Here is a 26356-nt window from a genome sequence, read left to right on the forward strand (position 1 = left end):
CGAGCCACTTCCGCTTTCTAATGGAATCCAGCTACAGTGGCTAGAATGTTCGGCGGCTTCACTTCTTCCCGAGAGGCAAAGAGCGCCTCAAGGTCAGAAGCTCCATCCACCTCACATTCTGAGCGAGCCACTTCCGCTTTCTAATGGAATCCAGCTACAGTGGCTAGAATGTTCGGCGGCTTCACTTCTTCCCGAGAGGCAAAGAGCGCCTCAAGGTCAGAAGCTCCATCCACCTCACATTCTGAGCGAGCCACTTCCGCTTTTTATTAACATTTGTTACAATAGTAAAAATAGAGGAGGGACGTTATATGCCAAAGGGTACAGGTAAGGTTATTGCACAAAATAAAAAAGCATTTCATGATTATTTCATTGAAGAAACATACGAGGCAGGGCTTGTCCTTCAAGGAACGGAAATTAAGTCAATTCGCGCTGGACGCGTAAACTTGAAAGATGCGTTTGCACGTGTACATAATGGTGAAGTATGGGTTCATAATATGCACATTAATACGTACGAACAAGGGAATCGTTTCAACCATGATCCGCTTCGCACGAGAAAATTACTTCTTCATAAAAAAGAAATTGATAAGCTAGCGGGCGCTGCAAAAGAAACAGGTTACGCATTAGTTCCACTTAGAATCTATTTAAAAAATGGATTTGCAAAAATGGCACTTGGTTTAGCAAAAGGTAAGAAACAATATGATAAACGTCACGATTTAAAAGAGAAAGAAGCGAAACGTGAAATTGCACGCGTGTTCCGTGATCGTCAAAAGATGTAATACAGATATTTACATTTGTAAAACGGCGCGCGTATGTTATAATAACTTATGTAAGGTTGTTGCACATTGAAAAACAGCTCTTAGTAGCTATCACGATATTTTCTTCGTATGCTCCATTTTTATCATGGGGACGTTACGGATTCGACAGGGATAGTTCGAGCTTAGGTTGCGAGTCGAGGGGATCGGCCTCGTTAAAACGTCAAAGCCTATAATTGGCAAACAAAACAATCTTTCTTTAGCTGCTTAATTGCACTAAAGGTTCCTCCCTCCATCGTCCATGTGGTAGGATAAGGGACTCAAACTAAGTGGACTACGCCGGAGTTCGCCGTCTGAGGGCGAAGGAAGAGAACAATCAGACTAGCAACTTGGAAGCCTGTCGATAGGCCGAAGAGTTCGCGAAATGCTAATATATCGACTACACTCGTAGAAGCTTAAGTGCCGATATTTTTGGACGTGGGTTCGACTCCCACCGTCTCCACCAATACATATTTGGTGGTTTTTTATTTTGTATATAACAGGAAGCATAACTTTGCATAAAATGCAGGTTTATGCTTCCTTTTTTGTTATGCAAAGATATGCTTCTTGGAAGTAATTTTAATTAAGGTTGTTTTAGAATAAAGTTTGTTCAAATTAAGCAAATAACCTTGATAAATAAAAAAGCGTGTTTTGAAAAAAATCGGTCAAAACACGCTCTTAATATTTTCAATTAGTTTATTCTTTTATAAAAACTTGGATCATTTCCTATCTATGTAGCTCAAGAACCCTGCTCTATAGATGAATAAGAAAACCCCTTATTCAAATACAACCATTTCCCCGACATCCATAAATCCAAATCGCTTATAGATATTTTTCCCATCATCTGAAGCTTGTAATACAACTGGTTTTTGTTTATCCGTTGTTTGATTTAGAAGAAATTGAAACATTTCACTGCCAATTCCTTTACTTCTAAATGTTTCTTTTGTCATCACATCATAAATACCATAACTATCTTTGCTTTCTATTAATAAACCAGTAGTTACAGGCATTTCATCTATGCATCCAATAAACATTTGAACTTCTGAACCTAATTTTACTTGAGAAAACTTATTAAAATAACTTTCTAATGCGTCTTTTTCTGGTGTACCCTCAAATAAGCTCATGAATACGTCTATATATTTTAAAAGTTCTTCATTATTTTTTACATTAGTAATCATAAGTTGATCGGAAATTCTTTGACCAACATTAAGAGTATTTTCAAGCTTCATCATCACATTATGTTCCGCTTCTTCTAGGTCATATTCTTGCATAAGTTTTGTCCAATCCTCGGTTAAATACTGAGCATCAATCCAAATACTAAAGGGATATTTTTTATATGAAAAATTATCGATTCCATGTCTAATCTTACCTGCATTTTTGATATTTGGAGATTTTGGCAATACTACATTGAATGTATCAGTAGGAATGTCTGTATTTGCTATGATGAAATCTTCTTCTTTTGTAAGTTCTCCACTAACTGCATGAGTAAATATTTTTAATTTTTCTTCCAAATTGTTTATGACTAATTGTTGATTTGTAATCATGTTTTTGCACCTTTCAAATTAATTTAGCGCGCTGTTTTTTATTATAAGGTCAATTAAACACTAAATATACCGTGTTCACAGTATTTACATCCTCCCATAATATTCAGAAAATATCGAAGCGGTTTGGCTTCTAGGTTTAAAGCAATAGAAAAAATACCGTATTTTGTTTTGTAGTTTTATAAAATGTATAAGTTGATGGGACGGTATCCCTGAAACAGAGAATAAAAAAATGGTTATTGATGATAAGTAGGGAGGTACTATAGCTGCTAGTAAACGCCCAACTGGTGAGTTTGTATTAAAATTTTAATTTATTACAATCTTCATATGTTTTGTGTTTTTAACCATACCTATTGTAAGATTATATAGAGTTCTCCTAATAAGCTGTTTTAATGGATTATTTAGGAATCTTAAATTTATAAATCTTAAATTGTTTTTTCGGGATAATTTTTTTATCTAAATAAGTTATATTGAAGTAGAGGTGAACCATCGGTGAGGCAGGTGTTAGTAATTAAGAATGAAAGGTCTTTAGCGAAGAAAATCGTAAGCGGTCTAACGCAAGAAGGCTATTTCATTTTAAAACTTCACAATGAAAACGAAGGTTTAAATATAATATATGAACAAGATTGGGATATTATCGTATTGGATTGGGATTCATTAAGTATATCGGGACCGGAAATTTGCAGACAAATACGACTTGTTAAAACGACACCGATAATTATTGTGACCGACAATATTTCTAGCGAGGATTGCGTGGCAGGGCTACAAGCAGGTGCAGATGATTATATAAGAAAACCATTTGTGAAAGAAGAATTAGTAGCAAGGGTTCAAGCTATTTTAAGGAGAAGTGATTGTAACCAGCAAAATGAGACGAATTTTTTTCAGTTTAAAGATCTCTTTGTTGATGCATCTAGCAATATTGTGAAAAAAGGTGGCGAAAACCTCTCGCTTACTAAGCGCGAGTACGACTTACTTGTATTTTTAATCAAGAATAAAAACACAATATTAAGCCGTGAAATGCTTTTGAATCAAGTTTGGGGATATAACGTAGTAGTAAATCCAAATGTAGTAGATTTATATATTGGGTATGTAAGAAAAAAGTTAAAGTGCGAGAAGAAAGACAGATATATTCAAACGATACATGGTAGAGGTTATTCAATGATTGAATGATAAAATAAGGTAATAGAAAAAAGAGTAAAACTGTTTCATTCAGTTTTACTCTTTTTTCTATTGAATCTAATAATCAAATAGTTTCTTAGAAGTATTAAAAGACGTAAAAAAATGGATTATAAAAATATTAGCTATTAATGAGCGTGTTTTGTAGAGGAAATCATGATTAATCAACACGCCTGACTTCACATATTACTTTTGGTGCCTGATTTTATGAATTCACACCATTCACAAGATTTTCACAGAATTAATGACTATACTAATTAACAGGATGTTCAAATGAAAATGATTATCAATAGCGATTCAATTGAATAAAAGTTAATTTCTAATTCAATCTATGGATGTCATCATTTTCGAAATAAATTACACTATAAGGAGTATACATATGAAAAAATCTATGCTTTTAAAATTAGTGAGTATTCTAGCAATTTTTACTTTAATGTTAGTAGCTTGCTCAAATCCAAGTAATGATACTAAAGAGTCAAAAGCTAATAAAGATAATGGTAGTGATAAGACAAAAACGGTTGAAATCACTGATGCTCATGGAACTGTTAAAGTCCCTGTAAACCCAAAGAATGTAGTTGCTTTGGATAACAGAACTTTTGAAACTTTATCTGATTGGGGAATTAAATTAGCGGCTGCTCCAAAGGATATCATGCCTGCAGATTCAGCATATAAAAAGGATGATTCAGTTCAAAACATTGGAAATCACCGTGAACCAAATCTTGAAATTATTGCAGCTGCAAATCCTGAACTTGTAATCGTTGGTCAAAGATTTGCTGGTCATTACGAAGAAATCAAAAAATTAGTACCAAATGCAGCTGTTATTGATCTTAATGTTGATGTATCTGAGAAGGCTACTAAGCCTGGCGAAAACTTAGTAAAAGGACTTAAAGATTCTACAGTTACTTTAGGGAAAATCTTTGATAAAGATAAAGAAGCTAAAAAATTAGTAGCTGATTTTGATAAATCTATTGAAAACGCAAAATCTGCTTATAACGGAAAAGATAAAGTTATGAGTGTTATCGTTACTGGTGGGAATATCGGTTTTGCTGCGCCGCACTCTGGTCGTGTTTGGGGACCAATGTATGAAATTTTCGGTTGGACTCCAGCATTAGAAGTTTCAAATTCTACTGCAGGTCATAAAGGTGACGACGTTTCTGTTGAAGCTATTGCACAAACAAATCCTGATTGGATTTTCGTATTAGATCGTGATGCTGCAACATCTGATGCAGCCACTTCAGCTCCAGCTAAGGATGTTATTTCTAAATCACCTGCTCTTCAAAACACAACTGCTGTTTCTAAAAACCAGGTTATTTATGCACCAGAAGATACTTACACAAATGAATCAATTCAAACTTATATAGAGTTATTTGGAAATATTTCAAAAACTTTAGCTAAGTAGTGTAAAGGAGTACGAAGCAGTGTCAAAAAATATAATTTCTAGGGTTGAGAATATTTCTCAACCCCAGTTTTATAATCACAATAAATTATGGACAAAACCTTTTATAATAGCGATTATAGTTGTTCTAATTTTAGGGATTATATCACTGTTTACTGGAGTTTATGATATACGTGGACAAGAGGACGGAATGGAGATGTTTTTCATCACTCGTGTTCCAAGAACAGTTGCATTAATGCTTACTGGAGCTGCAATGGCGATGGCAGGGCTCGTAATGCAACTCATTACACAGAATCGCTTTGTTGAACCTACTACAACAGGGACTATTGAATGGTCAGGCTTAGGCCTGCTTTTTGTGTATTTACTATTTCCTGCCCCAACTTTAGTTCAAAGAATGACTGGTGCAATCATTTTTTCTTTTATAGGAACTATGATTTTTTTTCTATTTTTAAGAAGAGTTAAGCTTCGTTCGTCTTTAATTGTCCCGATTATTGGATTGATGCTTGGAGCAGTTATTTCTGCAGTGTCTACTTTTTTGGGACTCCTTTTTCAAAAGACGCAAAGTATTGAAACTTGGTTCGTAGGTTCATTTGCGAACGTTCAGGTAGGAAGATATGAATATTTATGGCTGATTGTTATCATTACTTTTCTTATTTTTATGTATGCTAATAGATTGACTTTAGCTGGACTAGGAGAAGATGTCGCAACAAGCCTTGGAGTTAATTACAATAGAATTGTTCTTTTTGGGACTGCTCTTATATCTGTTGCAGTTGGAATTGTTGCAGCTGTTATTGGACACTTACCTTTCTTAGGATTAATTGTGCCAAATATCGTTTCAATGTTTAGAGGTGATGATCTTAGGAGTAATTTACCTTGGGTTTGTGTGATCGGAATGGGGTCAATAACTGCCTGTGACATCATTTCTCGAACAATTATACAGCCTTTTGAATTACCTGTTTCTTTAATACTTGCAACAGTGGGAGCAGTCGTGTTTATTACTATTTTATTGAGACAAAGAAAACCAAGGAGGCTACGATGATCACATTAGAATATAGAAAAAAAGAAAATGTCGAAATCGATTCTAGCCTTCATAATGAAAGTAGATCAGCTAGCGCTTTTCGGTCTAAGAAGGAAGCAAGACGTTATTGGATTTTACTGATTACATTGATTGCTTTAGGTCTCCTTTCTTCATATGGACTTTTAGTTTATAACAATCCAGTTCCGATAGATTCACCTTCTTTTATCCCAGTCGTTAAGAGAAGGATAGTAGCTATTGTTGCAATGATTATCGCTGCAGTTTGCCATAGCTTGTCGACAGTTGCTTTCCAATCTATTACGAATAATAAAATTATTACTCCATCGCTTTTAGGTTTCGAATCACTTTATTCAGCAATTCAAACGAGTACAATATTCTTCTTTGGTGCTAGTGCATTAATAAATTTTAATGGAATTGGATCATTTTTATTCCAAGTTGTTGTTATGGTCTTCATGAGTTTGATACTTTATGGATGGTTACTTTCCGGTAAATACGGGAATTTACAACTTATGCTTTTAGTTGGAATTATTATTGGTACCGGGCTAAATTCAGTGTCAACTTTCATGAGAAAACTACTTGCGCCTTCAGAATTTGATATTTTACAAGCAAGATTATTTGGTTCTGTTAATCATGCAGATCCTGCATATTTTCCTTTTGTAATTCCTATGATCATAATTGTAGCAGTATTAATTTTGGCTCATTCTAAGAATTTGAATGTTTTGTCACTAGGAAAAGATGTTGCTACTTCTTTTGGTGTTAAATATCAACCTAGTGTAATTTATACGCTTGTATTAGTAGCTATTTTGATGTCTATTTCAACAGCTCTAATTGGACCACTTACTTTCTACGGCTTTTTAGTAGCAACTTTGAGTTATCAGGCAGCGTCAACTTATGATCATAGATACATTTTTCCGATGGCTTTTGCTATAGGATTTTTAATAATGACGAGTGCATACTTTTTAATGTATCATGTATTCCATGCTCAAGGTGTAGTTTCAGTTATTATTGAATTATTTGGTGGAATCATATTCTTAACTATAGTTTTAAGGAAGAGGGCTTTATGATAAAAATTGATAATGTTAAAAAGTTCTATACTGATAAGGTGAAGATAGGACCTTTGGATATTGAAATACCAAAAGCAGGCTTTACTTCTTTAATTGGACCAAATGGCGCTGGAAAGTCTACGACACTTTTGATGATTGGAAGACTTTTAGATATGGATGAAGGTCAAATTCAGGTAGCAAATATGGATGTTTCTGAATCCAAATCAAAAGACTTAGCAAAAATTTTGACTATATTGCGACAAGAAAATCATTTTGTAACTAGGCTTACTGTTAGACAATTAGTTGGATTTGGGCGCTTTCCTTATTCAAAGGGAAGATTGACTAAAGAAGATGAGGTTATCATTTCTAAATATATTGATTTCTTAGATTTAACTAGTTTAGAGAATAGATATTTAGATGAGCTTTCTGGTGGTCAAAGACAAAGGGCATATGTAGCGATGGTATTGTGCCAAGAGACGGAATATGTACTTTTGGACGAACCTTTGAACAACCTTGATGTTGCTCGTTCTGTTCAAATGATGGAGCATTTGAGACGTGCAGCTAATGAATTTGGACGAACAATTTTGACTGTCATGCATGACATAAATTTTGCGGCTAAATACTCTGATAAAATTTGTGCTATGAAAGATGGACAAATTGCTGCTTTTGGAACAGTAGAAGAGGTTATGGATCCAACACTTTTGACAGATATTTTTGAAACAAAAATAGAAATTATTAATGGTCCTTATGGGCCAATAGCAGTTTATTAGTTATAAAATGTCTTGCGTAGATTATGCAAGACACTCTAGTTGAAGTTGCTGTCTGTATTTTATAGGCAGCAACTTTTTTTATGTGATTACTCATAAAATGCAAAAGAATGCTTCACCTTTTCAAGTATGTACCAAACGAAAAAAATATCTCTGTATAACTTTTTAAAAGAATTCAGTTTGTTTTTGATATGTAATATTGCATATCAGAGTGTATTGATAAAAGTGTAAGGTGTCACTATAATGAGGGCATAAAGATAAACCACATTATCGTAGCAAGAAAAAGGAGGAAATAATATGGAAATCGCAATGGCAGTTTTAAAATTTGTAGGTGGCGTAATCCCGTTAATTCAAGAACTTTTAAAAGCATTTATGTAAGTTTATTAATTAGCTATCATTTATCAATCATTATCATATTTTACTAAAAAAAGAACGGGGTGATTTTTCTGAATATTAAGAAAAACACTAAAAGAAGAAAGTTCCTTGCATGTTTATTAGTTAGTTTATGCACTATTAATTATTCATCTATTTCCTTCGCAGAAACACAAGCAAGTAATGTAACTGATGTAACTAAAAATGCTAGTGGCATTGATACTGGTATAGCAAATCTTAAATATAATAATCAAGAGGTTTTAGCTGTAAATGGTGATAAAGTAGAGAGTTTTGTTCCGAAAGAAAGTATCAATTCAAATGGTAAATTTGTAGTAGTGGAACGCGAGAAAAAATCACTTACAACGTCACCGGTCGATATTTCAATTATTGATTCTGTAGTGAATCGCACGTATCCAGGAGCTGTACAACTTGCAAATAAAGCTTTTGCAGACAATCAACCGAGTTTATTAGTGGCTAAGAGAAAGCCTTTGAATATTAGTATAGACTTACCTGGCATGAGAAAAGAAAATACAATCACTGTTCAAAATCCGACATATGGTAATGTAGCTGGAGCAGTAGACGATTTAGTATCTACTTGGAATGAAAAGTATTCTACAACACATACGTTACCTGCAAGAATGCAGTATACAGAATCTATGGTTTATAGTAAATCACAAATCGCAAGTGCTCTTAATGTTAACGCTAAATATCTTGATAACAGTCTAAACATTGATTTTAATGCGGTTGCAAATGGAGAGAAGAAAGTGATGGTAGCGGCATATAAGCAAATATTTTATACGGTAAGTGCTGAACTACCTAACAATCCATCCGATCTTTTTGATAATAGTGTTACTTTTGACGAGTTAACTCGTAAAGGTGTAAGTAATTCGGCTCCACCTGTTATGGTTTCAAATGTAGCTTATGGTAGAACCGTTTATGTAAAATTAGAAACAACATCTAAGAGTAAAGATGTACAAGCTGCTTTTAAAGCCTTACTTAAGAATAACAGCGTCGAAACGAGTGGACAGTATAAAGATATTTTTGAAGAAAGTACCTTTACTGCTGTAGTATTAGGCGGAGATGCGAAAGAGCATAACAAGGTTGTTACTAAAGATTTCAATGAAATCCGAAATATCATTAAAGATAATGCTGAATTAAGTCTTAAAAATCCAGCATATCCAATTTCATATACAAGCACTTTCTTAAAAGATAATGCAACTGCCGCTGTTCATAACAATACAGATTATATTGAGACGACAACTACAGAATATTCAAGTGCTAAAATGACACTTGATCATTACGGTGCTTACGTTGCTCAATTTGATGTATCTTGGGATGAATTCACATTTGACCAAAAGGGTAACGAAGTACTAACACATAAAACATGGGATGGTAGCGGAAAAGACAAAACGGCTCATTACTCTACAGTTATCCCTCTTCCACCGAACTCAAAAAATATAAAAATTGTAGCAAGAGAATGTACAGGTCTTGCATGGGAATGGTGGAGAACAATTATTAATGAACAAAACGTTCCATTAACAAATGAAATAAAAGTTTCAATTGGAGGAACAACATTATATCCAACTGCTAGTATTAGTCATTAGTTATAAAAAAAGCGCCCTATAAGTAGGGCGCTTTTTACTCTTTCCAAAATTGTTCTAATAGAATGACAAGCATGGTACCCACAAGTAAGCCATTACTTAAAACATATTGTAAGGAAGAAGGAACTCCGCTAAATGCACTTTCTGGAAGAAACAATATTCCCAAACTGATTAATAATGAAATTCCTAATATAGTTAATCGGCGTTGATTTAAATCTTCACGTAAAATGGATTGAAATGAAATGCCTATTACTTGGACAAATGTAGCTAAAAGTGCAGCATTAGCAATAGGTCCTGGTAGCAAGGATATAAAGTTTACAATTGAGGGAATAAAAGAAATTCCTGCTAATATAAGACTTGCTATAAGGAAAGACTTCACTTTTCTTTGTCCTGTTAGTTGGATAAATCCTGCTGATGCAGGTAATGGTACAATTCCAATTGTAGAGAACAACGACGAGATAATATGTGATATACCTCCGACCCATACACCACGGTTCAGTGTTTGCTTTTCATTTTCTTTAGATAATGGAGCCACTTGTTTTACAGCCGAAATAGCAGCGATTGTATTTGCAACTAAAAGAAATGTAAATAAAGTTGCAGTTAGAGTCATTCCAATATCGAATCTAGGTGTGCCCCAAGCAAATATCTCTGGTAACTTAACTAGCGTTGTATGCGAAGGGATATGAGATGATTTTCCTAATACTGCATACAAAAGCCAACCACATGAAATTCCAAGTAACACAGCGTAACTTTTCATCCATCCTTTCCCTTTAATTGATAAGAAAGTAATAAGGGAAAAAACAAAGAGAGCAATAGTAGCTGTTGTATAGTCAGGATGGGTTGCAGATCCTTGTAATCCTATCATTCCTTTTAGTAACACACCACTAAGCTGAAGAGATAATATTAAAAGAAAGGTTCCTGTAACCAAGGGTGTAAATAAGCGTAAGATTCGATGAACAAGCCCTGTTATACCAAGAAAGAAGAGTAATATACCTGCAATAATTAATCCGCCTTCTAAAAGTTGCAATACGTCTTTTGCACTTTGTCCCTGATGCATAGCGACTTGTCCCAATATGACAAATATACTTACCCATGAACCGGCTGGCCCGTCCGCAATGGGATAACGATGCCCAAACCAAGCTTGTAGAAACGAACTTACTCCCACGACTAAAAAAGTCCGCTGCATTAATGTTGAGACATCCTCTACTGGTAAATGGAATATGCCACCAATAATGATAGGTAACGCAATTGCATTTGTTAATAGAAACACAAACCATTGTAGAATACTAAAACTCGTATCAAAGTGTTTTTTATTCATATTATTCTCCTTTGCCGAAAAAGAATCTCATAGTAAAAATCCATCCTTTCTACACAGTTAGATTAAAAAGGATGGATTTATTAAATCTATAAAATTATTTTAATTATATAGATAGATTTTTAATTAATTACCATGTACGGAATGGTAAGAATTTCCCATTAAGTGTAATCACGATACGAGGATCGCCACCTTTTGGATCTTCTTGTGTATCCACACCTAGGTTGAAGTTAATCGCACTCATTACACCTTCGCCCGCTTTTTCTAAGATTAACTCTCTAATAGTTGGTGCATATTGTAACATCATTTCATATAAACGATATGCAATCGGGTCCGTAGGAGGCATTTCCATCACTTGGCCGCGAAGTGGAACTACTGTTAATGCTTGAACTACTTCTTCATCTAATTTTAATAGTTTACCAATTTTTTCTGCTTCTGGACGTGTCATTGTAGCTTGTCCTAATAACGCTGTTACAACCCAAGTCTCAGAGTGTTCACTTACTTTTGCAATTTCTTCCCAAGTTAACCCTTTTTCAATTTTTGCCGCTAAAATTTTTTGCGTAGCTTCTTGTCTATTCATATCTAATACTTGTTTTTTCATATCTCATAACTTCCCTTCATATACGTGATAATTATTATTTTGTTTTACTATTTAACGCTTTATATCCATCAACCACTACATCTAATTTACCTGTGTGAGGGTCAATAACTAAACCATGTACAGGAACATCTTTTGGGATAAGTGGATGATTTCTTACTAAATCAACATTAGCTTGCGTTGAGTCGCAAACATCATCGAATCCGAATAACCATTTTTCAAGGTCAATACCAGCATATTCAATCGCTGATAAAATTTCTGATGAAGCTACTCCGCGATCTAATATTTTTTGAAGTGTTCCTTTTGGATTCGTTTGGCTCGCGCCACATCTATGGTGTCCAATAAGGAAGATTTCATCTGCATTTAAATCGTATACTGATGCTACAACACTTTGCATAACACTATCGAAAGCAGAAGCAATTTTACCACCTGCATTTCTGATAACCTTTGCATCACCATCGTGTATATCTAATGCTTTTGGAAGTAGCTCAATTAAACGAGCATCCATGCAAGAAACAACAACCATACGTTTTTTAGGCATTTTTGTCGCTTCACGAGGAGCGTATTCCTTATTTTCTACAAAATGTTCATTGAACGATAGAATTTCTTGTAATAACATATTTGTAACCTCCTTTAAATCTAGATGTATTTTTTTGTTGTGTCCTCTGTGTTATAAGTAAATATAGCTGATAAATAATGTGATGTAAGAGGATAAACTAAGTATAGTGAATTGTATCGATAAGCAGAATAAGTTGGCGAAACACTTTCGGGCTTTCTACTTTCACGGTGAAAGGATTGGTTTATATCATTGATCAAACAGATTTTGAGATACTGAAATTATTAGGAGAAAACTCAAGAATACAATGGAAAGAACTTGGCCAAAAAATACATATGACGGGGCAAGCTGTAGGAAATCGAATTCGAAGATTAGAGGATTTAGGGATTATTGAACAGTATACAATTGCAATAAACCGAATCAAATTAGGACAAGTAGTGACTGCATTTGTTACTTTGTTCGTAACAACAGCTAATCACCAAGAGTTTATGAATTTCTTTCAAGGAGAAGAAGGGATTTCTGAAGTACACCGTATAAGTGGTGAGGGGTGTTATTTATTAAAAACACATTTTGCTTCCAACGAAGACTTAGATAACTTTCTAGGACGACTATTAAAATACGGGAACTATCGTGTTAACTTATCAATAGGAAAGTTGAAATAAGGTTTCTTTTCTTTGGAGGAGATAGTAACGTTATTTGCTAAACTTTATTTGTATAGAGATAATGAAGTCGTTTAATGTTTATCTTAAATAGTCAGAGCCTTACTACAATTTATGTGTAGTAAGGCTTTTTAAAGTTGTTATATTCAACAATTAAGCTGAAGTGTTGAGGGGGGATATGAGACGATTTCTTTCAAGAGAATCATAAATGATTTTGTCTTAAGGAAGATCTTGCAACTCAGTACAGGATCTTTAATTAAACGTTTTTAAAAGCTAAATTGTGGTTTCATATCCCCTTTATAAGGTTCATGTTCAACGAATATAGTTATATCCTTACCAGCTTGGTCTTTACCAGTTCTTTTATACGTAAATTTATTCTTATTTAGTTCAGTAAGTTCAAGAGCAGCACCATATTTATTATTTCCAATTGAAACATGGGCTCTTATTTTATTTTCATGTACAACATCGAAGTAGCCATAATCACCGCGGCTTTGACCTGTTTCGCTATTGAAGAACTCATATTTATTAGATTTGTCATCAAATTTTGCTAGACTTATAAAATTCGAATTAAATTGTGTTACATCGTTACCAGCTTCGTCTAATACCTTTGTTCCGTGCCAAAGGGTACCGCCTAAAATTTTATCTCCATCAACATTTTTAACAATATCTCCTGTAGTCGTGTTCAGCTGCTTGTCCGGATCAGTGAAAGAAAGTTCTTTTTCTTTATATGGAACATGTTCAACGAAAACTTCTACATCTTTACCGTTAGCGTCTTTCCCCATTCGTTTATAAGTAAATACATTTTTATTTAGTTTTGTCATGTCAACGACAGCTTGATACTTCATTGATTCTGAAATTAATATTCTCTTCTTCCCATCATTTGTGACAAAGAAAGTTCCTTTATCGCCACGACTTGCACCTGTTTTAGCATCAAAAAATTCATATCTGCCTGACTTCGCATCATATTTTGCAAGACCAATGAAGTTTGCATTCTCTTTTGTTAAGTCATTCTTATCTTTGTCATACACTCGTGTACCTTGCCAATTTGTCTTGCTAAGAATATTAGCCATTTTTTGCCCTTTAGTTAATTTATTTTCCTTTTTTGTTTCTTTAGCAACTTGTTCTTGTTTTTGTTTACTATGATTTTCTTCAGCTTTAGTACCAGCACACCCTGTTAATGCTAATGTGAATCCGAGCAGTACGGATGATAGTGCTTTTGTTTTTTTGTTCATGTTTTATCGTCTCCTTATTTTAGTACGGTTTGCGATTATAGTAGCAGTGCGTCATATATGAACTTAGTTGCTACGTTTCTTATGTTAATACCCGACTATAAACTGCCTCTAAATAAAACATTAAAAAAAGATAAACTAATTCCTAAAAAATGTTCATATTTATAAAAAATCGCTAGCTTGTTGTAGTGCCTACGAGTAATCCAACAAATACATTGTAATGAAGAAGGAAAGTCGTTAACAATAATGTAATTCCTAATGGAGCCAATCGATTGTATTGCAAAATTTTCGAGCAAAACTGTAGGGGAAATGAAGATTTTATAGAATTCGTTTCGTATAGGAAGGGGATGTCCATGTTTGATTCAACAGATTTTAAGATTATACAATTACTACAAGAAAACGCTAGAATGAACTGGAAGGAAATTGGGGAGATAGTACATTTGACTGGTCAGGCTGTCGGGAAACGAATTCATAAATTAGAAGAGGCAGGTGTCATTCAAAAATATACGATAAATATCAACAGGGCTAAGCTAGAAGGATCTATTATGACCTTTGTTACACTATTTTTGCATGCACCGCACTATCATAATCAAATTCAAAACTTTTTTGAAAAAACGGACGTAATTACTGGAATGTATCGTATAAGCGGCGATGGGTGCTATGTCATGACTCTTCACACATCTTCGCATCAGCAATTAGAAGAGACTCTTGCAGATGTTTTACATTATGGTGATTATCGTATAAATACGGTCATTAAGACAATGGAAAAAAAGAAAGAATAAGATATTTATCCTTTCTTTTTTTGAACTGTAATTTTTTATTTGCTCTTGTTTATAAAACAGTTTGCTGACATGACTGTTGCATAAATATCACCAAACTCTAATGCACTCATGAACGATTGATGAGCGTGTACTGCGGGGATTAGATTTCCTTGAAATTCTAAATCTTTTGTTGTACAAGCATCTTCAATTACAATACATTGAAATCCGAAGTCACTGGCAGCGCGTACTGTTGCATCAATACATACATGAGTCATCATACCGCAAATGACTAGTTGATCTATTTTTTCTGTCTTTAATGTTTCTAATAAATTTGTTCTTAAAAAACTGTTAGGATGATGTTTTTGAATGACTCTTTCGTTAGCAATCGGTTGTACATCATCATAAATTTGAACACCTACTGTATCGGGTAAGAAGAAAGTAGCCCCTTCGTTGTTCGCAATATGTTGTACGTGAATAACTGTTTTATGCTTTTCGCGAAATACTCTCAAAACTTCTTTCGCTTTTTGTGCGGCTTTTTCAGGTTGATGTAATTCCATATTGCCACCTTCAAAGTAATCATTTTGTATGTCGACTAATAGTAACGCTTCGTTCATAGTTAATCCCCCCACATATATTTGTACAGTACGTTGTTTGAACTGTACCGTTATTATATAAAGTGTAGGTATGCGGAAGTAATAGCGTTATGAAACGATTTTAACGTATATAGTTTCATTGTGAAAAAGGTGAAAGTTGGTATAGGCACAAATGGATTTTGTGGAATTCACGGCAAAGTTATAGGTAGAGTGGCGTTGTAGGATAAAAACCATAACTTTGCTGGAGGATCGGGTTATGGTTTTTTTATGAGGAAATGCGATTTTAAGTTTTTGCTGAAGGTGTTTTTCTAGGATATGCTGTGAGTGATTGAAGTGAGGTAGTGTCGGATATTGTCGACCGATCGATATATTAGAAAAATCGTTGATATATTGTGAGTTATGATAGATATATTGGAAAAATCGTTGATATATTGCTAGTTGTGATAGATATATTGAAAAAATCGTTGATATATTTGTAAAGGGGTGTTTGAGGTGATTGTGAAAGAAAGAAAAATACCGATTTATATAAGACAGTTAGAAGCGCTTCTTAGAAGGTTACCTGTACATCATCCGAAACGAAATATAATTGGAGAAAACTTGGCAAAACACATGGCGGGGTATAAAGGGGAGCAAGCGATTGATTATCCACTTAGTTTTATTTCTGAGAAAGAGTACAGTGTTTTACATGATGTTCGCTTATCTAATCATGATCAATACTTTCAAATTGATACTATTATCATTTCCACAAAGTTTCTTCTGTTTCTTGAGATAAAAAATATAGCAGGTACATTAATATTTGATACAAAGTTTAATCAACTTATCCGAATAACAGAAGGAAATTCAGAGGGATTTCCAGACCCTGTTTTACAAATAAAAAGGCAGGAAATACAACTTAAAAAATGGTTAAGCTTACATGGATTTTCTTCTAGTCTTCCAATCGAGTCCCTCGTTGTTATTAGCTCGCCTCGTACCATTATAAAATCTTCAGATGACAATCTTCTTCATACAATTATTCATAGTGCAAATCTACCTCATAAAATAAAGTGGTTTAAAAGTAAATATAAGAAAAAAGTTATAGATAATGTAGATAGGCTCATTCATCAAATAATAGCGGAGCATTCTCCACTTCAACAAAATATACTTGAGCAATATAAAATAGAAAAAGAGGAGTTGCTAAATGGAGTACAATGTGAGAAATGCTTAGTTATTCCAATGGTTAAAGTTAAGAAGGGTTGGCGTTGTACAAGTTGTAAAGATTTTTCAAAAGTGGCACATGAGGGTGCTATACGAGATTATGCATTGCTCATTAGTACGACATGTACGAACGGTAATTTGAAAGAGTTTCTCCATGTTTCGTCAGGTATGGTTGTAAACAGAATTCTCCACACACTAAATCTGGCCTATACTGGCAACAACAAAGGACGAATATATGATTTAACTTCTTTCCAATCGTAATTTTGCTATAATAAATAAGTACTTATACGAAGGGGAGTTTAAAGATAAAATGAAGTCGTTTAATATCGATCATGTTATAGCTAGTATTTTGCAATGGATATTAAATATAGCTTTAATTATATTATCCATTGTGTTATCGATTTTCTTAGTGAATGAGACGATCACGTTTGTGCAGTATATTTTTTCGTCAAAAGAGTATACGTCTTATAAATTGGTTGAAAGTATCATCGTCTATTTCTTATACTTCGAGTTTATTGCATTAATTATTAAGTATTTTAAATCGAATTATCATTTCCCGTTACGTTATTTTATTTATATCGGAATTACGGCTTTAATTCGGTTGATTATTGTGTCTCATGAGGAACCGATGGAGACGTTATTATACGCAGGAGCAATTCTTGTTTTAGTTATTGCTTTATACATATCGAATATGAGAGATTTGAGAAAAGAGTAGTAGTGCAGACGTAAGTTTGCACTACTTTTTTACATCTTGACCTTCAAGTTGCTTGAAAGTTTACAATGAAATTAGGGCGTTTGAAATCGAAAAAAATTGAGAAATTAAGTGAAGAGGTTTCTTTTACTTGGAGGTTATAGGAATGAATCAGGAATTGAAGTTACGTCCATTAGAACGAGAAGATTTAAAGTTTGTACACGAACTGAATAATAATGCCCATATTATGTCGTATTGGTTTGAAGAGCCGTATGAGGCATTTGTGGAGCTGCAAGACTTATACGATAAACATATACATGATCAAAGCGAACGCCGATTTATCGTTGAGAAAGACAATGAGATGGTTGGATTAGTTGAGTTAGTAGAAATCGATTATATTCATCGTAGAACAGAATTCCAAATTATTATTGATCCAAATTATCAAGGATATGGTTATGCAGCAGAGGCGACGCGTTTAGCGATGGATTATGCTTTCGCTGTATTAAATATGCATAAGATATATTTAGTTGTGGATAAGGAAAATGAGAAAGCAGTCCATGTTTATAAAAAAGTTGGATTTATGGTAGAAGGTGAGCTTATCGATGAGTTTTTCGTTGATGGTAACTATCATAATGCGATAAGAATGTGTATGTTTCAGAAGCAATATTTTGAAAGCAAGTAGTTGAAAGATTCGGAAGTAATGTTGACGCTTCGTAAAACCATATGCTAAAATCCCTTTTAAGTATTAAGGAAGGTGCAGAACATGCTTTATATAAAATTTGTAAAACTCATTAGAAAACTTTGCTCCGCACAAATGTATACGGTGAAGCGTTGTACGGAGCTTAATCAAGGGGCATAAATCCCTATATTCATCGACTGAATAACTTTTCTAAAAAAGTATAGTTTATCTATGCTTATTTGGTTATGGTTTTTCAGTTGATGTATAAAATAGATTAAGGGGCCATAGACAATGCTTTGTCTATGGCCCTTTGTGTATATTATTCCGATGAGCTTTTACTGTAAATTGGAGTAGTATGGGAAAAACCACGAAGCAGAGGGCTAGTGTCGAATGACGCTATCTCTCTGCTTTTTTTAATTTCAGGAAAAGAGGAATAAAAATGAGTTTACTTAAAGTTGAAAGTTTATCACATAGTTTTATTGATAAAGTATTATACGAAAATGCTTCTTTTGATTTGCATAAAGGCGAGCATATGGGAATTGTTGGACAGAATGGTGCAGGGAAAAGCACATTAATGAAAATATTGGTGGGAGAAATTATTTCTGATAAGGGAGACATAAAGTGGCAACCCAATATTCAAATTGGACATCTTGATCAATACGCAGAAATTGATGAGGGTTATACCATTTCACAATATGTAAAGAGAGCCTTTTATGATTTGTATGAAATGGAAAAGAGAATGAACAAGTTATATGAAGAAAGTGCGATGACTGGAGATGAGAATCAACTATTGAAAGCAGCTGAAATACAAGAACAGCTTGAGGCTCGTGATTTTTATTCAGTAGACAGCGTAATAAATAAGGTGGCAGCCGGTTTAGGTATTGATGCGATTGGGATGGATCGTGTTATTGGTGAATTAAGCGGAGGGCAGCGTGCAAAGGTAATTTTAGCAAAGCTTTTATTAGAAGAGCCTACTATTTTATTACTAGATGAACCGACGAATTTTCTCGATAAGGAGCATGTGGAGTGGCTTGCTAATTATTTAATGAATTTTGAAGGAGCGTTTATTGTCGTATCACATGATTTTGATTTTCTGGAAAAGGTAACTTCTTGCATATGTGATGTAGAGTTCGGAACGGTTAAGAAGTATTACGGAAAATACTCAGATTTTGTAAGACAAAAGGAGCATTTGCGAAAAGATTATATTCGCCAATATTATGCACAGCGAAAGAAAATTGAAAAAACGGAAGAGTATATTCGTAGAAATATTGCTGGGGTGAATTCAAAAATAGCGCAAGGTCGTAGAAAACAATTGGAGCGTATGGAAAGAATTGCGCCACCAAGTTTTACTCATAAACCGTCTATTCATTTTCAGGAACTTCCCATTTCAGTTCAGACAGTTCTTGAAGTAAATAACCTTGAAGTTGGTTACGATTTCGCTCTCTTACCAAAGTTAAATTTTTCAGTAATGGGTGGGCAAAAACTTGTTATTACAGGTTTCAATGGAGTAGGGAAATCTACTTTATTAAAAACAATCGTTGGAAATATTGCTAGCATTTCTGGAGAGTTTCACTTTTCAGAGCAAATAAAGATTGGATATTATGAGCAAGATTTAAATTGGAGCAATGATTCTTTAACGCCGCTTCAAATTATTTCAGAACAGTTTCCTAAACTGAATATGAAGGAAATACGCCATCATTTAGCTGCGTGTGGTGTGAAGGATACGCACGTTTCGCAAGAAATTCGGACGTTAAGTGGTGGTGAACAATCGAAGGTGAAACTGTGCGGATTATTACTATCACCTTGTAACTTCTTAATTTTAGATGAGCCGACAAATCATTTAGATGCAGAAGCGAAGGAAGCTTTGCAAAAGGCGCTAATTCAGTTTAAGGGCAGCATTATACTCGTATCTCACGAAGCAAGTTTTTATCTTGATTGGGCAGATAGCATCTTTGATATAGAGACAGGATTAGTTAAGGGGGTGTGAAACATATGAGTGAAAACAATTGGAAAACGAAAATTATATTATTTTTGACCGCTCAAACTATTTCGTTGTTCGGTTCCTCTCTCGTGCAATACGCGATTATATGGTATATCACCCTTACAACATCATCAGGAGTGATGTTGACTATTTCAACTGTTTGCGGTTTTCTACCACAAATTGCGATATCTTTGTTTGCAGGTGTTTGGATTGATCGTTATGACCGTAAAAAGATGATTATGTTATCGGATGGGGTTATAGCGATTGCGACGTTAGTTTTAGCAAGTTTATTTTTAACAGGATATAAAAGTATTTGGTTACTTTTTATTGTGTTACTCATTCGTTCAGCTGGAACAGGAGTACAAACGCCAGCTGTGAATGCATTAATTCCGCAAATCGTTCCGAAAGAGTATCTTATGAAAGTAAATGGAATAAATAGCAGTATTACATCTTTAATTATGTTTCTTTCTCCAGCAGCAAGTGCTGCGATTCTTTCTATTGCCAGCATTGAAACAACATTTTTTATTGATGTTATTACAGCCATGTTTGGAATTAGTATTATGTTTGTTATTCAGGTCGAAGGACATGTGAATGTAGAGAGTAAGCAAAAATCTAATCTACAAGGAATTAAAGAAGGGTTCTCTTATTTAAAAGAAAATGTATTTATTAAAAGGCTAATCCTTTTATTGATTATCGTCATGATTTTAATAAGTCCAGCTGCTTTTTTAACGCCTTTAATGGTAACTCGTTCTTTCGGGGCCGAAATGTGGAGACTTACTGCGAGTGAGATGACCTTTAGTGCGGGTGCGGCAGCTGGTGGCGTATTGATTGCGGCGTGGGGTGGTTTTCCTAATCGTATGCATACAACAGCGCTAGCTTGTGCATTATATGGACTGCTTATGATTGGACTCGGAATAGCACCGATATTTACTATGTATTTAGTATTTAATTTTTTAATTGGTATAACAATGCCGTGCTTCAATACACCAGTTACTGTGTTATTGCAGGAGAAAGTAGAACCATCGATGCACGGGCGGATGTTTAGCCTTGTACAAATTGCGAATTCATGCGCGCTTCCTTTAGGAATAATAATATTTGGTCCATTGTCGGATATGTTTAGTGTAGAGGTTTTATTAATTTATGCTGGGATATTCGTGCTATTTTGCGCAATGTATGTTGTATTAAGCAAGAGGTTTGAAGTGTAAATATTTATGATTTAGAAGGTTTGCGAAGTGATTTAAGATGCTTCGTAAACCTTTTTGTTATTAGTTTAGTCAATAATTATTTATTGTTAAACAATAAATAATTATTGACTGTTAATGTTGTTTTAGATAATATGATGTTAACGATCTAAGGAGAATTACATGAGTAGAGGAGAATGTGAAATGAAAAATAAATACGTAGTAGCTATTTCTTTAATGATTTTAGCGATTATTTCTTTAACTATACATGCTTCAAACAGTAAAATAGGAGCGGATGGATTCCTTGAAGAACCTTTCTTTTTCCTAGTACCGATAAGTTATGTATTGTTCCTTAGTGGTATTGGTGTATTACTATTTGGATTTATTACTTCAAAGCTGAAAAAGGGCAATAGATAGGAGCTACCAATAGGGACAAAACACTCACTATGAAATAGAAACATACCATATGGAAGAAAAAGAATAAGTGAGATGAATCATGATGAATCATTATTTTTATAATGGTAGACAAGTAGGAGCAGCTATTACGCTGGCTGGGGCACAAGGGACAATTCATGCTGTGAATCAGGCTATTCAAATGCAACAACAAGCATATTTTGCACAAATGATGCAAAGTCAGTATATGCCGTATTCACAACTTCCGATGCAAATTGTACATTACGATGTACATCCAGCTGGTTTATTTTCCATTCCATATGGCGGGACATACTTCTTATGAAAGAAAGCGACTGGTTAGAGTCGCTTTTTTTTATATTCCGCCTAGCTTCATTCCAAGGAAGGCAAAGGCGATACCAATTATGTAAGTAGCACTTAAATATAAAAGGAAGATGTACAGTTTTTTACGATTGAGAAGCTGAACAGATTCTAATTTAAGCGTAGAAAATGTAGTGAATGCGCCCATAAATCCAGTACCTAATAATAGTTGCCAGCCTGTAGTGACTCCGTTGCCAATTATATATCCAAGTAAAAATGCCCCTGTTATATTAATAAGGAATGTAGCAATTGGAAATTGTGTTTTATTTCTTTTCTTAAACCAATTGCTAATTGCAAATCGTGTAATCGCGCCGAAAAATCCACCTGTTGCCACTAATAAAGCTTCTATCATAAGTGATCACCTTCCGTAAGATGTTTCTTAATTAAGAAATCACCTAGTGTATAGCCAAGACCAGACATAATGAGACCACCAAGTATGCTGCATGATACATATAAGAAAGCCGTATCCCATTCAGAATGATTGATTAGTTGCACAGTTTCTACACTAAATGTTGAAAACGTCGTAAAGGAACCAATGAATCCAGTCCCAATGCCTGTGATAATTTCTAATGGTAAGATGTTTCGCCGAGCGATATAGGTAGTTAGCCACGCTAATAGGAAGCAGCCGAGTAAGTTGATGAGCAATGTAGCTAGCGGAAATGAATGATTCCATGAAGTATGAATAGTAAGACCTAAATAATAGCGAGAAAGGGCTCCTAATATACCGGCTATGCCAACGATAATATAAATCAATTTCTTCACCTCTTTAAATAGCTTGCTCAAAAAAATAGACTCCTACCAGTAGTTATACTGGTAGGAGTCATTAGCTAAGCAGCAGTTATGGCGAACTCCATCGCCTCTGATTATTACATATAGTGTACTAAATATACCGTTTAATTTCTAGTGAGGAGGTGGGTGTAACTTTTCTTTTTTTGATGTCTGAAGGTTTTTTAGTAATTAAAATGAGATCGATTACTTATCAACTAAATATAGTGATATACAGTTTTAATTATGATAAAATGTTTCTTATGTGTGTCGTTTTATTTTATTTGACTGAAAATAAAGAAAAATAAATTCGCGTGAAAAGGAGTCATTTATTTGAAGAAATTTTTAAAAATGGTATTTATATGTGTTTTAGTATTAGCGGGCATTGTAGGAGGATTTCTAGCGTATATGACACTTACTAAAGAACAGCCTGCTGATGTTATAAGCTTGAAGGTGGAGAATAATAAGGAGCGCGTATTAGCGACTGGAAATGAATTTAAAGTTACAACATTTAATATTGGATATGCTGGGTTAGATAAGGATCAAGATTTCTTTATGGATGGTGGAAAGGGATCTGGTTCAAGTAGTAAAGAGCAAACGGAAATTAATTTAAAGAATATGCTTTCGTTTTTACAAAATGAGAATAGTGATTTTGCGCTATTACAAGAAGTTGATATAAAGTCACTTCGTTCATTTGATGTAAATGGACATGAATTTTTGAAAAAAGGATTACCTGATTATGTTTCGTCATTTGGCAAGAACTACGATACGAAATGGGTTCCAGTGCCAATAACAAATCCAATGGGATATGCGGAGGCTGGATTAAGTACGTTTTCTAAATACACTGTTCAAGAAGCGAAGAGGTTCCAGCTGCCTGGAATGGAGCCTTGGCCAAAGCGTTTGTTTGATTTAGATCGAGCAATTGTGGAATATAAAATTCCTGTTAATAATGGGAAACATGTTAGACTCGTAAATCTACATTTGTCTGCTTATGATGAAGGCGGGAAAATTAGAAAACAGCAAGTAGAGTATTTAAAAGAATATATGAACAAGCATTATGAAAATGGTGATTACGTAATAATGGGCGGAGATTGGAATCAATTAGTTTCGAACGTTCAATTAAGTGATCCGAATTTTGTGAAAGAGCGTCCTGAGTGGTTAGTAGAGTTACCGAAGGATTTTACGGACGGTGGCTTTAAGTGGGCTGTAGATCCGTCTGTTATGACTGTGAGAGATGATGTAAAGAAATATGTCGAAGGTGAAAATTTCGTCACTATTATTGATGGCTTTATCGTTTCACCGAATGTAGAGATTGTAAATGTACAAGGGAAAGATTTAAAGTTTGAAAATAGCGATCATAACCCAGTGAGTGCGGTATTTAAACTGAAGTAATTGATATGTATAAGTAGAAGGTGGGGCTTCATATGGAGTGGTTAAAGAGGACTTGTTTTTCTAACCTTGAGAAAGAATCACAGAAAAATCATTTATTACTGTTTATAACGATTTGTAGTTTCTGCCTTGGGATAATCGCGATTGGGTATTATGGATATATTTTTACAGAGAGAGCAATAGCGTTTTGGATTTGTGGTATTTCTGTCGTTGCATTTGGAACGCTTTTTACTTTTATAAAAAGTATGGAATCAGCGTATAAATATATCATGACATTTATGTTGCTTACCATGTCTTACATCATGGTACAAGCTTTTAATGAAAGCCCGGCTGTATTTCAAATGGTTTATTTTACATTAGCTGTTTCACTTATTTACTTAAGTGAGCGCCTCATTTTAATTCTTGGCGGGGTAGCTGTTGTGATCACATTTATTCTTTGTAGCTATTGGCCGAAGCAATTTTTTGCTTATACAGCCTCGTCTGAAGCTGCTAATTTTGCAAGTTTGTTAGCGATTGTAACAATTGCTATGTGGGGCGTCACGAAAATCGGTTCTAATCTGCTCCTTCATTTAAGTGATGAGAAGCAAGAAGTAATGAGAAAAGCTCAGGAGCTAGAAGAGACGCAAAGGCTTATTGAAGAAACAGTTGTGAAACTAGATAGTAATTTCAATCATTTAAGGCAAAATATGAACGCGTCGATGGAATCGATGAGTGAAATTAATTTTGCCTTTGAAGAGGTAGCAGTTGGTACGCAATCACAATCAGAGATGATGTATCGTTCGGTAGAGGTATTGAATGATATGGAGGGAAATATTGAACAAATCATCTCTCAAGTAAGAACTGCATCGGCTCGTGTGGATGAAAGTTTAGACATTTCAAAAGGTAGTGTACATACTTTAAAAAATTTTGAAGCTAACATGAGAAGTTTAAATGATGTTGTTTCACAGTCTGGAATTATATTTAGAGATTTAATGATGCAATCGAAACAAATTAATGAAATTGTAGATGTAATAACGAATATTTCAAGTCAGACGAGTTTGCTAGCTTTAAATGCAAATATTGAAGCTGCGAGGGCAGGTGAGCATGGAAAAGGTTTTGCTATTGTAGCGAGTGAAGTGTTAAAGCTTGCTGAAGAATCAAATCGTTCTGCGGGAAGAATTCAAGGGATTTTGAAGGAGTTTAGTAATCAAGCAAGTAAGGTAGAAGTGCAGGTAGAGAAGTCAGAAAGAGTACAAGAAGAGTGTAACGAAATGTTAGCAAGCGTTTTAACAAACGTAACTGATTTAGGGAAGTTTATTGATGCGATTAATAAAGTAATGCGAGAGGTTGTTATTCATCAAGAAAGTTTCCAAGTTAAAACGACGAATATTGTAAAGGATGTTACGCATGCTTCTAACGTAATTCAGCAAACTTCTACAGCTACAGAAGAAGTGCTAGCGAGTGTGGAAGAAGAAAAACATCGAAATGATATATCGGTGAAGACGTTACATACTGTTAGCGAGCAAGTGAAGTTACTAGAAGATATTCTAGAAAAGTAATATTTCTTGAAAAGGGCACACCATGTGTGCTCTTTTTTCATTTAAATGAATACTTGATAGTAATTTAATTGCTTTTCTGCGCGTTTTCTGCCAAGCTTAAGGAGATAAAGTGAGACTAATACCTACTGATTATTAGTTGAACCTCGCAAATAGCGGGATAAAATACTTCAAAGAAAGAATTATATAGGTGACGAATATGATTGAAGTTAAGACTTCTGAACTTAGTGATGGAGAATTTAATAGAGGTGTATTTGCAACTCGTGATATTAAAAAGGGTGAGTTGATTCACTCAGCACCAGTTATCTCTTATCCGAATGAACAGCATGAACACATTGAAAAAACGTTACTTGCTGACTACGCATTTGAGTATGGGGTAAATCATACGGCATTCCTGTTAGGATACGGCATGTTATTTAATCATGCATATAATCCGAATGCAACGTATGAAATTGTCTTCGAGAATCATACTTTTAACTTCTTCGCGTATAAGGATATAAAAGCGGGAGAAGAAATTTTAATCAATTATAATGGTGAAGTGGATGACGATGAGCTATTATGGTTTGATAAGGAAAAAGAAGAGAACGAAAAATAATTTAATGAGTATAGAAAGAGCACTGAAGTAACCCCTAAAAGTTAGACACGGTTATTTCATTAGGCAGCTTGATAAAAGTGAGTCCGGTATTGTACCGGGCTCATTTTTAATTTTGCCTTAATCCGTTTCGTATTATAATAA

General features: G+C 34.4%; 28 protein-coding genes, 1 other RNA gene and 1 riboswitch. Of the genes, 20 read left to right on the top strand and 9 right to left on the bottom strand.

Annotated features, from left to right (window positions below):
* Nucleotides 1-308: 308 nt before the first annotated feature.
* Together smpB and ssrA are read left to right on the top strand one after the other, a co-directional pair.
* Entirely contained in the window at nt 309-776 is a 468-nt protein-coding gene (smpB, locus tag MR167_RS21395) for an SsrA-binding protein (RefSeq protein WP_001123920.1), read from the top strand.
* A 126-nt stretch (nt 777-902) separates the two neighbouring features.
* Nucleotides 903-1257: a transfer-messenger RNA gene (gene ssrA, locus MR167_RS21400) on the top strand.
* 310 nt (nt 1258-1567) lie between these two features.
* On the opposite strand, the gene MR167_RS21405 is transcribed toward ssrA, so the two are convergent.
* Complete coding sequence (locus tag MR167_RS21405; protein WP_242315439.1) at nt 1568-2335, bottom strand: GNAT family N-acetyltransferase; 768 nt, start codon at nt 2333-2335, stop codon at nt 1568-1570.
* A 489-nt stretch (nt 2336-2824) separates the two neighbouring features.
* Here MR167_RS21405 and MR167_RS21410 point away from each other — a divergent pair, with 489 nt between their 5' ends.
* The 6 genes from MR167_RS21410 to alo all read left to right on the top strand — a co-directional run bounded on the left by MR167_RS21410 (nt 2825) and on the right by alo (nt 9726).
* The gene (locus MR167_RS21410; protein ID WP_001250260.1) at nt 2825-3502 is read left to right on the top strand and encodes a response regulator transcription factor; all 678 of its coding nucleotides are present in this window, start codon (nt 2825-2827) and stop codon (nt 3500-3502) included.
* A 385-nt stretch (nt 3503-3887) separates the two neighbouring features.
* Complete coding sequence (locus MR167_RS21415) at nt 3888-4907, top strand: siderophore ABC transporter substrate-binding protein (RefSeq protein WP_000749440.1); 1020 nt, start codon at nt 3888-3890, stop codon at nt 4905-4907.
* Between the two features lie 19 nt (nt 4908-4926).
* Nucleotides 4927-5943, top strand: coding sequence for an ABC transporter permease (locus MR167_RS21420; RefSeq protein ID WP_000041823.1), 1017 nt, complete (start codon nt 4927-4929; stop codon nt 5941-5943).
* A complete protein-coding gene (locus tag MR167_RS21425) occupies nt 5940-7004 on the top strand; it encodes an iron chelate uptake ABC transporter family permease subunit (RefSeq protein WP_242315440.1) in 1065 nt (354 codons plus the stop codon). Before MR167_RS21420 ends, MR167_RS21425 begins: the two co-directional genes overlap by 4 nt.
* Nucleotides 7001-7753: an iron ABC transporter ATP-binding protein gene (locus tag MR167_RS21430; RefSeq protein WP_000590056.1), complete on the top strand. Its 753-nt coding sequence runs from the start codon at nt 7001-7003 to the stop codon at nt 7751-7753. Before MR167_RS21425 ends, MR167_RS21430 begins: the two co-directional genes overlap by 4 nt.
* A 434-nt stretch (nt 7754-8187) precedes the next feature.
* Nucleotides 8188-9726 (top strand): anthrolysin O/cereolysin O family cholesterol-dependent cytolysin Alo, encoded by a 1539-nt coding sequence (gene alo / locus MR167_RS21435; protein WP_000576735.1) that lies wholly within the window; start codon nt 8188-8190, stop codon nt 9724-9726.
* Nucleotides 9727-9760: 34 nt separating this feature from the next.
* Here the strand turns inward: alo and MR167_RS21440 are convergent, their stop codons facing one another.
* From MR167_RS21440 to MR167_RS21450, 3 genes are all read right to left on the bottom strand, one after another.
* Nucleotides 9761-11041 (bottom strand): purine/pyrimidine permease, encoded by a 1281-nt coding sequence (locus tag MR167_RS21440; protein ID WP_127726023.1) that lies wholly within the window; start codon nt 11039-11041, stop codon nt 9761-9763.
* A 127-nt stretch (nt 11042-11168) separates the two neighbouring features.
* Entirely contained in the window at nt 11169-11618 is a 450-nt protein-coding gene (cynS, locus tag MR167_RS21445; RefSeq protein WP_097981417.1) for a cyanase, read from the bottom strand.
* A 55-nt stretch (nt 11619-11673) separates the two neighbouring features.
* A complete protein-coding gene (locus MR167_RS21450; protein ID WP_000926482.1) occupies nt 11674-12255 on the bottom strand; it encodes a beta-class carbonic anhydrase in 582 nt (193 codons plus the stop codon).
* Nucleotides 12256-12422: 167 nt separating this feature from the next.
* Here MR167_RS21450 and MR167_RS21455 point away from each other — a divergent pair, with 167 nt between their 5' ends.
* Entirely contained in the window at nt 12423-12854 is a 432-nt protein-coding gene (locus tag MR167_RS21455) for an Lrp/AsnC family transcriptional regulator (RefSeq protein ID WP_002008929.1), read from the top strand.
* A 263-nt stretch (nt 12855-13117) separates the two neighbouring features.
* Here the strand turns inward: MR167_RS21455 and MR167_RS21460 are convergent, their stop codons facing one another.
* Nucleotides 13118-14083, bottom strand: a complete 966-nt coding sequence (locus tag MR167_RS21460; protein WP_042596471.1) for a DUF4822 domain-containing protein — start codon at nt 14081-14083, stop codon at nt 13118-13120.
* A gap of 350 nt (nt 14084-14433) precedes the next feature.
* Here MR167_RS21460 and MR167_RS21465 point away from each other — a divergent pair, with 350 nt between their 5' ends.
* The gene (locus tag MR167_RS21465; protein WP_242315441.1) at nt 14434-14862 is read left to right on the top strand and encodes an Lrp/AsnC family transcriptional regulator; all 429 of its coding nucleotides are present in this window, start codon (nt 14434-14436) and stop codon (nt 14860-14862) included.
* Nucleotides 14863-14897: 35 nt separating this feature from the next.
* Here MR167_RS21465 and MR167_RS21470 read toward each other — a convergent pair whose 3' ends face one another.
* A complete protein-coding gene (locus tag MR167_RS21470; RefSeq protein ID WP_001001093.1) occupies nt 14898-15455 on the bottom strand; it encodes a cysteine hydrolase family protein in 558 nt (185 codons plus the stop codon).
* 477 nt (nt 15456-15932) lie between these two features.
* On the opposite strand from MR167_RS21470, the gene MR167_RS21475 reads away from it, so the two are divergent.
* From MR167_RS21475 to MR167_RS21505, 7 genes are all read left to right on the top strand, one after another.
* Nucleotides 15933-16889, top strand: a complete 957-nt coding sequence (locus MR167_RS21475) for a nuclease-related domain-containing protein (protein ID WP_242315444.1) — start codon at nt 15933-15935, stop codon at nt 16887-16889.
* 49 nt (nt 16890-16938) lie between these two features.
* Nucleotides 16939-17343 (top strand): phosphate-starvation-inducible protein PsiE, encoded by a 405-nt coding sequence (psiE, locus tag MR167_RS21480; RefSeq protein WP_000834707.1) that lies wholly within the window; start codon nt 16939-16941, stop codon nt 17341-17343.
* Between the two features lie 142 nt (nt 17344-17485).
* Nucleotides 17486-18001, top strand: a complete 516-nt coding sequence (speG, locus tag MR167_RS21485; RefSeq protein WP_061666149.1) for a spermidine N1-acetyltransferase — start codon at nt 17486-17488, stop codon at nt 17999-18001.
* A 436-nt stretch (nt 18002-18437) separates the two neighbouring features.
* Nucleotides 18438-19985 carry an ABC-F family ATP-binding cassette domain-containing protein gene (locus tag MR167_RS21490; RefSeq protein WP_044783103.1) on the top strand — a complete coding sequence of 516 codons (1548 nt, stop codon included), beginning with the start codon at nt 18438-18440 and terminating at the stop codon, nt 19983-19985.
* A 5-nt stretch (nt 19986-19990) separates the two neighbouring features.
* A complete protein-coding gene (locus MR167_RS21495) occupies nt 19991-21184 on the top strand; it encodes an MFS transporter (protein ID WP_140153118.1) in 1194 nt (397 codons plus the stop codon).
* A 159-nt stretch (nt 21185-21343) separates the two neighbouring features.
* Nucleotides 21344-21577 carry a DUF3955 domain-containing protein gene (locus MR167_RS21500; RefSeq protein WP_000086300.1) on the top strand — a complete coding sequence of 78 codons (234 nt, stop codon included), beginning with the start codon at nt 21344-21346 and terminating at the stop codon, nt 21575-21577.
* A gap of 79 nt (nt 21578-21656) precedes the next feature.
* Complete coding sequence (locus MR167_RS21505) at nt 21657-21896, top strand: DUF3947 family protein (RefSeq protein WP_000980956.1); 240 nt, start codon at nt 21657-21659, stop codon at nt 21894-21896.
* 30 nt (nt 21897-21926) lie between these two features.
* Here the strand turns inward: MR167_RS21505 and crcB (MR167_RS21510) are convergent, their stop codons facing one another.
* Complete coding sequence (gene crcB / locus MR167_RS21510; RefSeq protein ID WP_000568584.1) at nt 21927-22283, bottom strand: fluoride efflux transporter CrcB; 357 nt, start codon at nt 22281-22283, stop codon at nt 21927-21929.
* The gene (gene crcB / locus MR167_RS21515) at nt 22280-22684 is read right to left on the bottom strand and encodes a fluoride efflux transporter CrcB (protein WP_000639338.1); all 405 of its coding nucleotides are present in this window, start codon (nt 22682-22684) and stop codon (nt 22280-22282) included. Before crcB (MR167_RS21515) ends, crcB (MR167_RS21510) begins: the two co-directional genes overlap by 4 nt.
* A 54-nt stretch (nt 22685-22738) precedes the next feature.
* A riboswitch (Fluoride riboswitch) is annotated at nt 22739-22798 on the bottom strand.
* A 231-nt stretch (nt 22799-23029) separates the two neighbouring features.
* Between crcB (MR167_RS21515) and MR167_RS21520 the strand changes: the two genes are divergently transcribed.
* From MR167_RS21520 to MR167_RS21530, 3 genes are all read left to right on the top strand, one after another.
* Entirely contained in the window at nt 23030-24088 is a 1059-nt protein-coding gene (locus MR167_RS21520) for an endonuclease/exonuclease/phosphatase family protein (RefSeq protein WP_242315442.1), read from the top strand.
* Between the two features lie 32 nt (nt 24089-24120).
* Nucleotides 24121-25623, top strand: coding sequence for a DUF4077 domain-containing protein (locus MR167_RS21525; RefSeq protein ID WP_242315443.1), 1503 nt, complete (start codon nt 24121-24123; stop codon nt 25621-25623).
* A 196-nt stretch (nt 25624-25819) separates the two neighbouring features.
* The gene (locus MR167_RS21530; protein ID WP_000573651.1) at nt 25820-26215 is read left to right on the top strand and encodes an SET domain-containing protein; all 396 of its coding nucleotides are present in this window, start codon (nt 25820-25822) and stop codon (nt 26213-26215) included.
* A gap of 59 nt (nt 26216-26274) precedes the next feature.
* Here the strand turns inward: MR167_RS21530 and MR167_RS21535 are convergent.
* On the bottom strand, nt 26275-26356 hold an 82-nt coding region (locus MR167_RS21535), incomplete at its 5' end, for an IS3 family transposase (RefSeq protein WP_144465893.1).

Source organism: Bacillus cereus group sp. BfR-BA-01355, from assembly GCF_022663675.1.
In the GTDB taxonomy this organism is placed as follows: domain Bacteria; phylum Bacillota; class Bacilli; order Bacillales; family Bacillaceae_G; genus Bacillus_A; species Bacillus_A thuringiensis_S.

What these genes read in the sequence shown, in the direction of transcription:
- smpB (WP_001123920.1), top strand. Translation starts at nt 309, where the DNA reads ATGCCAAAGGGTACAGGTAAGGTTATTGCACAAAATAAAAAAGCATTT.
- MR167_RS21405 (WP_242315439.1), bottom strand. Translation starts at nt 2,335, where the DNA reads ATGATTACAAATCAACAATTAGTCATAAACAATTTGGAAGAAAAATTA.
- MR167_RS21415 (WP_000749440.1), top strand. Translation starts at nt 3,888, where the DNA reads ATGAAAAAATCTATGCTTTTAAAATTAGTGAGTATTCTAGCAATTTTT.
- MR167_RS21425 (WP_242315440.1), top strand. Translation starts at nt 5,940, where the DNA reads ATGATCACATTAGAATATAGAAAAAAAGAAAATGTCGAAATCGATTCT.
- MR167_RS21430 (WP_000590056.1), top strand. Translation starts at nt 7,001, where the DNA reads ATGATAAAAATTGATAATGTTAAAAAGTTCTATACTGATAAGGTGAAG.
- MR167_RS21440 (WP_127726023.1), bottom strand. Translation starts at nt 11,041, where the DNA reads ATGAATAAAAAACACTTTGATACGAGTTTTAGTATTCTACAATGGTTT.
- cynS (WP_097981417.1), bottom strand. Translation starts at nt 11,618, where the DNA reads ATGAATAGACAAGAAGCTACGCAAAAAATTTTAGCGGCAAAAATTGAA.
- MR167_RS21450 (WP_000926482.1), bottom strand. Translation starts at nt 12,255, where the DNA reads ATGTTATTACAAGAAATTCTATCGTTCAATGAACATTTTGTAGAAAAT.
- MR167_RS21460 (WP_042596471.1), bottom strand. Translation starts at nt 14,083, where the DNA reads ATGAACAAAAAAACAAAAGCACTATCATCCGTACTGCTCGGATTCACA.
- MR167_RS21465 (WP_242315441.1), top strand. Translation starts at nt 14,434, where the DNA reads ATGTTTGATTCAACAGATTTTAAGATTATACAATTACTACAAGAAAAC.
- MR167_RS21470 (WP_001001093.1), bottom strand. Translation starts at nt 15,455, where the DNA reads ATGAACGAAGCGTTACTATTAGTCGACATACAAAATGATTACTTTGAA.
- psiE (WP_000834707.1), top strand. Translation starts at nt 16,939, where the DNA reads ATGAAGTCGTTTAATATCGATCATGTTATAGCTAGTATTTTGCAATGG.
- speG (WP_061666149.1), top strand. Translation starts at nt 17,486, where the DNA reads ATGAATCAGGAATTGAAGTTACGTCCATTAGAACGAGAAGATTTAAAG.
- MR167_RS21490 (WP_044783103.1), top strand. Translation starts at nt 18,438, where the DNA reads ATGAGTTTACTTAAAGTTGAAAGTTTATCACATAGTTTTATTGATAAA.
- MR167_RS21495 (WP_140153118.1), top strand. Translation starts at nt 19,991, where the DNA reads ATGAGTGAAAACAATTGGAAAACGAAAATTATATTATTTTTGACCGCT.
- MR167_RS21500 (WP_000086300.1), top strand. Translation starts at nt 21,344, where the DNA reads ATGAGTAGAGGAGAATGTGAAATGAAAAATAAATACGTAGTAGCTATT.
- MR167_RS21505 (WP_000980956.1), top strand. Translation starts at nt 21,657, where the DNA reads ATGATGAATCATTATTTTTATAATGGTAGACAAGTAGGAGCAGCTATT.
- crcB (WP_000568584.1), bottom strand. Translation starts at nt 22,283, where the DNA reads ATGATAGAAGCTTTATTAGTGGCAACAGGTGGATTTTTCGGCGCGATT.
- MR167_RS21525 (WP_242315443.1), top strand. Translation starts at nt 24,121, where the DNA reads ATGGAGTGGTTAAAGAGGACTTGTTTTTCTAACCTTGAGAAAGAATCA.
- MR167_RS21530 (WP_000573651.1), top strand. Translation starts at nt 25,820, where the DNA reads ATGATTGAAGTTAAGACTTCTGAACTTAGTGATGGAGAATTTAATAGA.